Genomic DNA, 10036 nt, shown 5'->3' on the forward strand with positions numbered 1-10036 from the left:
CGGACCGCCCCCGCGCCCCCGCGCCCCCGCGCCCCCGCGCCCCCGCGCCCCCGCGTCCTCAGGCGGGACGTACCGCCGTCACGAACGGCATCGAGTCCACCGGGGCATAGCGCACGGTCGCGCCCGGGCGCGGCGCGTGGATGATCTGGCCGCCGCCGGCGTAGATGCCCACGTGGCTGAGGCCGGAGTAGTAGAAGACCAGGTCCCCGGGCGCCAGCGCGGAGCGCGGGACGGTGCTGCCCGCCGCGGCCTGGGTGTAGGTCGTACGGGGCAGGGAGACGCCCGCGGCGCCCCAGGCGGCCTGGGTGAGTCCCGAGCAGTCGAAGGCGGCCGGGCCGACGGCGCCCCAGACGTACGGACTGCCGACCGCGCCCTGGGCGTACGAGACGGCGCGCGCGGCGCGGGCGTTCGGCGCCCGCACCGGCCCGCGCGGGGCGCCGCGCGCCGCGCGGTCGCCCGCCGCGCCGCCGTGCCCGTCGGCGCCGAGGACGGCCTCGCGCTGCTCGGCGGTGAGGGTGTCGAGCAGTCTGCGGGCCTCGGTGAGCTTGTCCTCGATCGCGCTCTTGTGCCGCTTCAGCTCCGCCCGCGCGTCCTTCAGCTCCGCCAGCCGGTCGCCCGCCTCCGCGCGCACCTGCTCCACCTCCCGCAACTGCCGCCCGACGCCTTCGAGCGCGGTGGCCTGCCGGTTGCCGACGCGTTCGAGCAGCGCGGCCTGGCGCAGGTAGTCCTCCGGCTCGGCGGAGAGGACGAGCTGCACGGTGGGATCGGCGGTGCCGTTGCGGTACTGGGCGGTGGCGAAGTAGCCGAGGGCGTTGCGGGCGTCGTCGAGCCGCGCGGTCTTGCGGGCGGCCTCGTCGCGGAGGTCGTCCAGGGCTCGTTCGGCACGGTCCGCCTTCTCCTTGACGCCGTTGTACTCCTCGACGGTCTGCTCGGCCTCGTGGTGCAGCCGGTCGACCCTGGCCCTGACCTCCGCCGGCGTCGGCTGCGGGTCGGCGTACGCGAAGCCGCCGAGTGCGGTGGCGGTGGCGGCGCCGACGAGGGCGATCGCCCCGGCGGTACGGACCCTGGTCCTACTGTGGGACGCCACGAGGGCGTTCACCCCTTCCTTGCGGTCCGGCGGCGGCCCGCACGGGGGCTCGGGCCGCCGCCGGCTCTCGGCGGGGGTGGCCGGCTGCCGCGCCGGTGACGCGGGCGGCGGTGAGATGCCGACCACCTGAGCGGAGACGCTAAGCCGAGGGCCCGGCGCGGGAGGAGGGGATGAAGGAGACTTACCGGACCTGTCTGGCCGTGACGCATTGCGATCAGGTGAACACGGTCAACTGATCTGCGGGTTGACGTCCGTGACCGATGTTCCGGAAGTGGTCACCCCCATGGGCGCGAGCTGTTACGGACCGCTACGCTCGCGTCTCATGGATGTACTCATCAACCTCTTCGTCGCCTCGCACATCATCGGTATCGCCGCGCTGCTGGGCGGCTATCTCACCCAGTTGAAGTCGTTGCGCACAGGCGACGTGCGCGTCTTGCCCGGGATGGTGCACGGCGCGCTGGTCATGCTGGTGACCGGATTCATCCTCGTCTCTCTCAACGAGGCAGACGACGTGGAGCTCGATCAGACGAAGCTCGGCGTCAAGAGCCTCATCCTGATAGGGATCCTCGTCATGGTCTTCATCAAGCGGAAGGAAGAGCGCGTCCCGAAGCCCTACTTCGCCGCCATCGGACTCCTGACCATGGCCAACGTCGTCATCGCCACGACCTGGACCTGAGGCCGGCCCGTACGTCCGCCCCCCGACGCCCCGCAACCCACGCCTTCAGGCCGGGCGCACCCCGCTGTGGAACGGCATGTAGTCGATCGACTCGTACTTGACGTCGTCGCCCGGCTTGGAAGCGTGGATCATCTGTCCGTTGCCCACGTAGATCCCGACGTGGCTGATGTCGTCGTAGAAGAAGACCAGGTCGCCGGGCTGCAGATCCGCCTTGGCGACCTGCGTGCCGGCGTTGACCTGGTCGTAGGTCGTACGCGGCAGTGAGATGCCCGCCTCCCGCCAGGCGGCCTGGGTCAGGCCGGAGCAGTCGTACGAGTCGGGGCCCGTGGCCCCCCACACGTACGGCTTGCCCAACTGGGCCTCGGCGAACGCCAGCACCTGCTCCGACTTCGAGGGGCCGGGATCGGCGGGCGGCGGCTCCTCCTGCTGCTCCTCTTCCTGCTGCTGCTCCTGCTGCTCCTGCTCGCGCTGCTCCTGCTCGCGGCGCTCCTGCTCGGCCTGCTGCTGCCGCTCCAACTCCGCCTGGCGCGCGGCCTCCTCGGCCTTGCGCCGCGCCTCCTCCTCGCGCTTGCGCTCCAGCTCGGCGAGGCGCTCCTTCTCCTCCTCGGTGAGCCGGTCCAGCACCTTGCGCGCGTCGGAGAGCTTGGTCTGGACGTCCTTCTTGGACTCCTGGAGCTGCTCCTGCGAATCGGTGAGGTTGCGCAGGCTCTCCTGCGCCTCCGTCCGCTTCTCGGCGGCCTTGGCCTGGCGCACCTGGAACTGGTCGACCGCCTCCTTCTCGCGGTTCGTCAGCCGCTCCATGAGGTGCGCCTGGTCGAAGTAGGTCTGCGGGTCGGGCGCGAGCATGAACGTCGCGGTGGGCGTGATGCCGCCGGTGCGGTACTGGGCGGCGGCGAGCTGGCCCAGCTCACGCCGCGACTCGTTGAGCCGCGCGGTCTCCTTGGCCACCTCGTCGAGCTGCTGCTCGACCCGGGTGCGCTGCTGCGCGGTGCGCTCCTTGGCGCCGTTGTAGCGCTCGGTGGCCCGCTCCGCCTCGTGGTAGAGGTGGTCGACTTCCTTCTGTACGTCCTCGATCGACCGCTCGGCCGGGGTCGCGCCGGCTTCCTGGGTGAGAAGCGTCGCTGAGGCCAGCGCCGCGGAACCGACGCCGACGGCGGTACGGCGCCCCGCCGGCGACTCAAGGATCCGGGTCCGCGGCTTTCGGTGGGAAGCCAAGGCAGGCCACTCCTTCCGTCCGGGCAGTGCCGTGCACGGTAGCCACTCGGTGGGACTGCTGTGAAGTCTGATGTTCGATATGCCCGAAACCGTTTCGTGATCCGAGGAGCAGTTCCGTCCAAGGGGGACATCCCGGTCGGGCGGTGCGAGTGCCCGCCGGGTGGCCCGGCGGGGGCGGAAAAGAGGGCTACGGGAGTGGGCTGTCGGTGGGGCGCCCTAGACTCTGTGGACGATGAGCAGCCTCTTCGACGACAGTCATCTCGCCTTCGCCGCGAGCACCCCCGCGCCGTACTACCGCGATGGCGCGCCCCGCCCCGTCACGGACCCGGAAGCGCTGCTCACCGGGCTGAACGAGCAGCAGCGTGCCGCCGTGGAGCACGCCGGCTCGCCCCTGCTGATCGTCGCCGGCGCCGGCTCCGGCAAGACCCGGGTGCTGACCCACCGGATCGCGTACCTGCTCGCCGAGCGGCGGGCCCACCCCGGCCAGATCCTCGCCATCACGTTCACGAACAAGGCGGCCGGGGAGATGAAGGAGCGCGTCGAGGAGCTCGTCGGCGCGCGCGCGAACGCGATGTGGGTCTCCACCTTCCACAGCGCCTGTGTGCGCATCCTGCGCCGCGAGTCGAAGAAGCTGGGCTTCACGTCCTCGTTCTCGATCTATGACGCCGCCGACTCGCGCCGGCTGATGGCGCTGGTCTGCCGGGACCTGGACCTCGACCCGAAGCGCTATCCGCCGAAGGCGCTCAGCGCCAAGGTCTCCAGCCTGAAGAACGAGCTGATCGACGAGGAGAGCTGGGCCGCCCAGGCCGTCGACGGCTACGAGAAGACGCTCGCCGAGGCGTACGCGCTGTACCAGTCGCGGCTGCGCGAGGCCAACGCGCTGGACTTCGACGATCTGATCATGACGACGGTGAACCTGCTGCAGGCGTTCCCGGACGTCGCCGAGCACTACCGCCGCCGGTTCCGGCACGTGCTGGTCGACGAGTACCAGGACACCAACCGGGCGCAGTACATGCTGGTGCGCGAGCTGGTCGGCCCGCCCGTCGCGGCCGAGGCGGCGGAGGCCGCGGAGCCGGCGGAGGGCGACGGCGCGGAGGACGGCGGCGCGGGCCGTACGCCGGGCCCGGAAGGACCGGCGGAGCTGTGCGTCGTCGGCGACGCCGACCAGTCGATCTACGCCTTCCGCGGTGCCACCATCCGCAACATCCTGCAGTTCGAAGAGGACTACCCCGAGGCGCGCACGATCCTGCTGGAGCAGAACTACCGCTCCACGCAGACGATCCTCAACGCCGCCAACGCCGTCATCGAGCGCAACGCCTCCCGCCGCCCCAAGAACCTGTGGACCGACGCGGGCGCCGGTTCCCCCATCGTCGGCTACGTCGCCGACACCGAGCACGACGAGGCGCAGTTCGTCGCCGACGAGATCGACCGGCTCTCCGACGCCGGCGACGCCCGCGCGGGCGACGTCGCCGTCTTCTACCGGACGAACGCGCAGTCCCGTGTCTTCGAGGAGGTCTTCATCCGCGTCGGCCTGCCCTACAAGGTCGTCGGCGGCGTCCGCTTCTACGAGCGCCGGGAGGTCCGCGACGTCCTCGCGTACCTGCGCGTGCTCGCCAACCCCGAGGACTCCGTACCACTGCGCCGCATCATGAACGTGCCCAAGCGCGGCATCGGCGACCGCGCCGAGGCGATGATCGAGGCGCTGGCGCAGCGCGAGCGGATCTCCTTCCCGCAGGCGCTGGTGCGCGTGGACGAGGCGTACGGGATGGCGTCCCGCTCGGTCAACGCCGTCAAGCGGTTCAACACGCTGATGGAGGAGCTGCGCACGGTCGTCGAGTCCGGCGCCGGGCCCGCCACGGTGCTCGAAGCGGTGCTGGAGCAGACGGGCTATCTCGCCGAGTTGCAGGCGTCGACCGACCCGCAGGACGAGACCCGTATCGAGAACCTGCAGGAGCTGGCCGCCGTGGCCCTGGAGTTCGAGCAGGAGCGCGGCGAGGAGGGGCCGGGGACGCTCGCCGACTTCCTGGAGCGCGTCGCGCTGGTCGCCGACAGCGACGAGATCCCGGAGGAGGAGACGGACGGCTCCGGTGTCATCACGCTGATGACCCTGCACACCGCCAAGGGCCTGGAGTTCCCGGTGGTGTTCCTCAGCGGCATGGAGGACGGCGTCTTCCCGCACATGCGGGCCCTCGGCGACGTCAAGGAACTGGAGGAGGAGCGCCGGCTGGCGTACGTCGGCATCACGCGCGCGCGGGAGCGGCTGTATCTGACGCGCTCGGTGATGCGCAGTTCGTGGGGCCAGCCGTCGTACAACCCGCCGTCGCGCTTCCTGGACGAGATCCCGCCGGCCTATCTGGAGTGGCGGCGCACGGGCTCCTCGGCCACCCGGGGCGGCGGCGGGGGGCGGTCGCCGATGGAGTCCGCGGCGGCGGCGCTGGCGTCGTCCACGTCCTCGGCCCGTACGCGGCAGGGCCCTTCGGGCTTCGCCACCGGGCGGGCGACGGAACGGCCGGTGATCGCGCTGTCGGTGGGGGACCGGGTCACCCACGACCAGTTCGGGATGGGGACGGTGGTCGAGGTGTCGGGCTCGGGGGCGAACGCGCAGGCGACGATCGACTTCGGCGACGGAGGACGGACGAAGAAGCTGCTGCTGCGGTACGCGCCGGTGGAGAAGCTGTGAGGCGGGCCCGGCAGCGGGCGGGGCCGCGGTTGTCGGTGCGCTGAGCCGGTCCGCCGTGCGCGGCGCGGCCTACTGCGGGTCGAGACCCTTCTCCTGCAGCCAGGCGAGCGGGTCGATGGCGGAGCCGCCGCCGGGGTGCACCTCGAAGTGCAGGTGCGGTCCGGTGGAGTTGCCGGAGTTGCCCGAGTAGGCGACGACGTCGCCCGCTTGTACGGGGCCGGTGGTGATCGCGTAGCTGTCGAGGTGGGCGTACCACGTCTCGGTGCCGTCGGCGGCGGTGAGGACGAGCATGTTCCCGTACGAGTAGTCGTAGCGGGTGGTGACCGTGCCGTCGGTGGCGGCCTTGACCTCGCTGCCGTACGAGACGGGGAAGTCGATGCCGGTGTGCACGGACATCCAGTTGACGCCGGCCTGGCCGTAGTACGCGCTGAGCCCGGGGCTGTCGACCGGGACCGCGAACTTCGGGCGCAACGCCTCCTTGCGCGCCGCCTCCTCCGCCTCCCGCTTCCGCTCGGCCTCCTGCTTCTCCTTGAGGTCGATGCGCTCCTGGGTGCGGCTGGCTCGGTCGGCGAAGTCGTCGGCGTCCTCGGTGACGCCGCGAAGCTGCGTGTCCAGCGCGGCGTTGGCCTTGGAGGTCTTCGCCGAGGCCGTGTCCGGGGCCGCCTGGGTCGTCTTGCCGTCGTCCTCGGCGCCACCGGTGCCGGTGACGCTCGCGGCGGCGACACCGGCCACGCCGACGACGGCGATGGACGGCACGGCCACGGTGAGGAGCGCGGAGCGCTTGGGACAGCGGCGGCGGGCGCGTACGGCGCGGCCGACGGGGACGCCGACCGGCTTGCGTGCGGCGCCCGGGGCGGGGTCGGCGTCGAGCGCCGCGGGGCTCTCGGGCGCGTCGGGCATGCCGGGGTGGTCGAACCCGCCAGGACCGTCGATGCCGTCGTGCTGGGCGAGGGCGGCGAAGTCCCAGGCGGAGGTCGCCTCGGGGTCCGCGTGCCCGGCGTTCGCGGGGTCCTGGGCGTAGGCCGCGTGCTCGTCGTACGCGCCGGTGGCGGCGGTGGTGTCGGTGAACGACTCGGGGTACGCGGTGGCTTCGGCGTACACCGTGGCGTCCGGGTACCCGGTCGTGTCCGTGGCCGCCTCCGCGTACGCCGCGGTGTCGTAGTGGCCGGTGTCCCAGCCGGCGGCGGAGTCGTACTGCGTGCCCGGGTGCTGCGGGACTTGGTGCGGGACGGCGTCGTAGTGCGTGCCGTCGTACTGCGTGCCGTCGTACGCCGCGGCCTCGTGCTGTGCGCCGTCGTACTGCGCGCCGGTGTCCCAGCCGGACCACTCGCCGGTGGTGTTCCACTGCGCGGCCGGGTCGCTCGCCGAGGGGTAGCCGTAGTCGTAGTCGTCGGCCGGGCCCGCCTGCCGCGGGATGGCGCCGGTCGGAACCCCGGCCGCCGGGGTGTCGGTGGCGGCTTCCGTCCAGAGCGCGGAGACGTCGTAGCCGCCGGAGGCGTGGGCGTCGGTGGCGTAGGGATCGGCCGTGGCGTACAGGCCGTTCGCGCCGAAGTCGGCGGACTGCGGGCCCGTGTCCCACGACGGCGCGGCGTCGGGCGTCAGATAGCCGCCTGCCTCGTAACCGGTGGTCGCGTACGCACCCGTGGGGCTCGCGTCGTAGCCGTCATAGCTCTGGTCGTAGCTCTGATAGCCGTGATGGAGAGGCTCTTCACCGGAACCGCCGCCGTGGCCGGAGGTGTCGTAGCCGTACCCGTAGCCGTCAAGGCTTCCGAATGCGGAGGCGTCGCCAGCGGGAGAGGCCGGGGTGGGGAAGCCCGGCGGGGGACGGTCGTTCACCACTTCTCTTTCGCCTCGGGAGCAGGAGACTGCCGCGACTGTACCGGGCGTCCCTCGGCTCGACAATCTTTCCTTGGTTTCGCCGGGGCGCGTTCGGGGCACTTGCCCGATTTTTCGAGTACCCGAGGGTAAGACCGGGGCCACGGCTGTCCGATTTGCCGGTGGCCGCCCGTGTGATTTCCCCCTCGCCGGATGTTGCGGTCGGCCGGGGTGCGCGATCCTGGGGATAACGTTCGTTCACACCCTCGAAGGACTCACGAACGCGCGGGACGGCGCGATGGAGGCAGCGATGAGTGGCACCGGTCCGATCCGCGTGGTGGTGGCAAAGCCGGGACTCGACGGCCACGACCGCGGGGCCAAGGTCATCGCGCGGGCGCTGCGCGACGCCGGCATGGAGGTCATCTACACGGGCCTGCACCAGACCCCGGAGCAGATCGTCGACACCGCGATCCAGGAGGACGCCGAGGCGATCGGCCTCTCCATTCTCTCCGGGGCGCACATGACGCTCTTCGGGAAGGTCGTGGAACTGCTGCGGGAGCGGGACGCGCTGGACATCAAGCTGTTCGGCGGCGGGATCATCCCGGAGGACGACATCCCGCAGTTGAAGGGCCTGGGCGTCGCGGAGATCTTCACGCCGGGCGCGGCCACGACCGAGGTGGTCGAGTGGGTGCGGACGCACGTCCGCGAGCCGGCGGGCGCGTGAGGGCGTACGCCCTCACGGCCTGAGCCCGGTGGCGGCCTGCGACGGAACTCAGGCGGGCGCCGCCGGGCGTGGCGCGTACGCGCCCGGATCCCTCAGGGCCGCAGGGCGGCGGGGGTGGTCAGCTCGTCGCGCATCGCGGCACGTATGCGCAACGTGGCGACCAGCCGCTGGAACGCCTCCGACCAGTACCCGGCGGCGCCCGGCGAACTCTCCTCCGCCTCCTCGTGCATCGCGGCCAGGGGTTCGAGGCGCACGGCGTACGAGGGGTCGAGGCAGCGCTCCGCGAGGCCCATCACGCCGCTGAAGCTCCACGGGTAACTGCCGCCGTCCCGCGCGATCTCCAGGGCGTCGACCACGGCCCGGCCCAGCTCTTCGGGCCACGGCACGGCGCAGGCGCCGAGGAGGCGGAACGCCTCCGACAGCCCGTGCGCCGAGATGAACTCCGCGACCCACGCGGCCCGTTCCGCCTCGGGCAGCGCGGTGAGCAGCCGCGCGGGATCCCGCCCGGGAACGTGCTCGCCGCCGCCGGTCGTGCTGCCGGGTGCGGGGATGCGCGCGGGGGAGGGCGGTCCCGCGGTGAAGGGGGGCGGCTCGTTCGGCGGCGAGGTCGGGGCGGTGCCGAGGAGGGCGCGGGCCCAGGCGGCGTCGTGCTGCCGGGCGGCGGCGCGGCTCCAGGCGGCGAGCAGGTCGGGCCGCCAGCCGTCGGCGACGGGCAGCGCGATGACCTCCTCCGGCGTCCGGTCGTCGAAGACCTCCGTCCACACCGCCAGCGGTGCCGCCGCGACCAACTGCCCGAACCACCACGACCGCTCGCCCATACCCGCCGGCGGCGTGGCGACGATCCCGTCGCGCTGCATGGCGGCGTCGCACTCGTACGGCGCCTCGACCGCGACGACCGGCGGCTCCTCGCTGCGGTCGAGCATCACCAGCGACCGCACCCGCGCGGCCATCCGCCCGGCCAGCGCGGAGCCGGCGAGCCCGGCGAGGAGTTCGGCCGCCGCGGCCCGTACGCCGCGACTGCGATCGGCCAGGGCGTCCTCCAGGAACGGCTCGTCGGCGAGGGACAGCCCCGTGCGCAGCAGCTCCACGAACGCGAGCCGGTCCTCGGCCTTCTCGGCGGACCACGTCGTGGTCAGCAACGCGACGGCACCCGCGGGGTCGGCCCGCCGCACCTCGGCGAAGAGCGCACCGCGCACCTGGCTGGTCCCGGGCCCGCCGGTCCGCGGCCCCTCCTCCCACAGCGCCCGGACGGCACGCGCGTCGCGCGGGTCGGGCAACGCGGGCCCGGCCGCGCCGTCTCGCAGCAGCGGCGCCCACTGCGGTGCCCGCTCGGCCAGCCACAGCCCGCGCGGCCCGGCGAGGGCCAGCGCGTGGGGCCGCAGGTCGATGCGGGCCCGGGCGGCGTCGAGCAGGGCGGGCAGCAACTCGGGCGGCGCCTGGTAGCCGCACTCGACGGCGTGCCGCAGCCACTCCGGTATCAGCTCGGCGAGGTCGGGCGTGGGCCCGCGCCGGCTGCCGCCGCCGGTCCCCGAGCGGTCCGCGAGCAGCGCGGCGAGCCGCCGCCGGGCGGCGCCGGGCAGCCGGGGCCGCGGATCGTGCGCGGCGGGCTCGGGCAGCCGCCGCGCGGGACCGGGCACGACCCCGGCCCGCCTCCGCACGGTGGCCGCGGCGGCGGCATCGAGCAGTGCCCCCTCGTCGACGCCCCGCCGCCCGCCCCCCACGACAGCCGCCCCGACCAACTCCCCCCAGCCCCCGAAGTCCTGCACCCCCACACTCATACGACCCCCACCGAAGCCCCCAACCCCTCCCGGACCACGCACCTGCCCCCCCCCCCCCCGG

The 10036-nt window shown here is 73.2% G+C and carries 7 protein-coding genes; 3 read left to right on the forward strand and 4 right to left on the reverse strand.

All coding sequences use genetic code 11. The annotated features are described in order from the left end of the window. Positions 1-58: 58 nt before the first annotated feature. Positions 59-1099, reverse strand: a complete 1041-nt coding sequence (locus ABGA99_RS33950; RefSeq protein ID WP_347581079.1) for an NlpC/P60 family protein — start codon at positions 1097-1099, stop codon at positions 59-61. A 310-nt stretch (positions 1100-1409) separates the two neighbouring features. Between ABGA99_RS33950 and ABGA99_RS33955 the strand changes: the two genes are divergently transcribed. Further along, a complete protein-coding gene (locus tag ABGA99_RS33955; RefSeq protein WP_347581080.1) occupies positions 1410-1763 on the forward strand; it encodes a hypothetical protein in 354 nt (117 codons plus the stop codon). Positions 1764-1808: 45 nt separating this feature from the next. On the opposite strand, the gene ABGA99_RS33960 is transcribed toward ABGA99_RS33955, so the two are convergent. Then, positions 1809-2978 carry an NlpC/P60 family protein gene (locus tag ABGA99_RS33960; RefSeq protein WP_347581081.1) on the reverse strand — a complete coding sequence of 390 codons (1170 nt, stop codon included), beginning with the start codon at positions 2976-2978 and terminating at the stop codon, positions 1809-1811. Between the two features lie 232 nt (positions 2979-3210). On the opposite strand from ABGA99_RS33960, the gene pcrA reads away from it, so the two are divergent. Next, a complete protein-coding gene (gene pcrA, locus ABGA99_RS33965) occupies positions 3211-5658 on the forward strand; it encodes a DNA helicase PcrA (RefSeq protein WP_347584136.1) in 2448 nt (815 codons plus the stop codon). Between the two features lie 69 nt (positions 5659-5727). Here the strand turns inward: pcrA and ABGA99_RS33970 are convergent, their stop codons facing one another. Further along, positions 5728-7494, reverse strand: a complete 1767-nt coding sequence (locus ABGA99_RS33970; protein WP_347584137.1) for a peptidoglycan DD-metalloendopeptidase family protein — start codon at positions 7492-7494, stop codon at positions 5728-5730. 289 nt (positions 7495-7783) lie between these two features. On the opposite strand from ABGA99_RS33970, the gene ABGA99_RS33975 reads away from it, so the two are divergent. Next, complete coding sequence (locus ABGA99_RS33975; RefSeq protein ID WP_347581084.1) at positions 7784-8197, forward strand: cobalamin B12-binding domain-containing protein; 414 nt, start codon at positions 7784-7786, stop codon at positions 8195-8197. Positions 8198-8289: 92 nt separating this feature from the next. Here the strand turns inward: ABGA99_RS33975 and ABGA99_RS33980 are convergent, their stop codons facing one another. Continuing rightward, positions 8290-9975, reverse strand: coding sequence for a DUF5691 domain-containing protein (locus ABGA99_RS33980; protein WP_347584138.1), 1686 nt, complete (start codon positions 9973-9975; stop codon positions 8290-8292). Between the last annotated feature and the right edge of the window lie 61 nt (positions 9976-10036).

This window comes from Streptomyces sp. B5E4 (genome assembly GCF_039871555.1).
GTDB lineage: Bacteria > Actinomycetota > Actinomycetes > Streptomycetales > Streptomycetaceae > Streptomyces.

Coding starts and splice junctions, on each gene's coding strand:
- ABGA99_RS33975 (WP_347581084.1), top strand. CDS start 7,784: ATGAGTGGCACCGGTCCGATCCGCGTGGTGGTGGCAAAGCCGGGACTC.
- pcrA (WP_347584136.1), top strand. CDS start 3,211: ATGAGCAGCCTCTTCGACGACAGTCATCTCGCCTTCGCCGCGAGCACC.
- ABGA99_RS33955 (WP_347581080.1), top strand. CDS start 1,410: ATGGATGTACTCATCAACCTCTTCGTCGCCTCGCACATCATCGGTATC.
- ABGA99_RS33980 (WP_347584138.1), bottom strand. CDS start 9,975: ATGAGTGTGGGGGTGCAGGACTTCGGGGGCTGGGGGGAGTTGGTCGGG.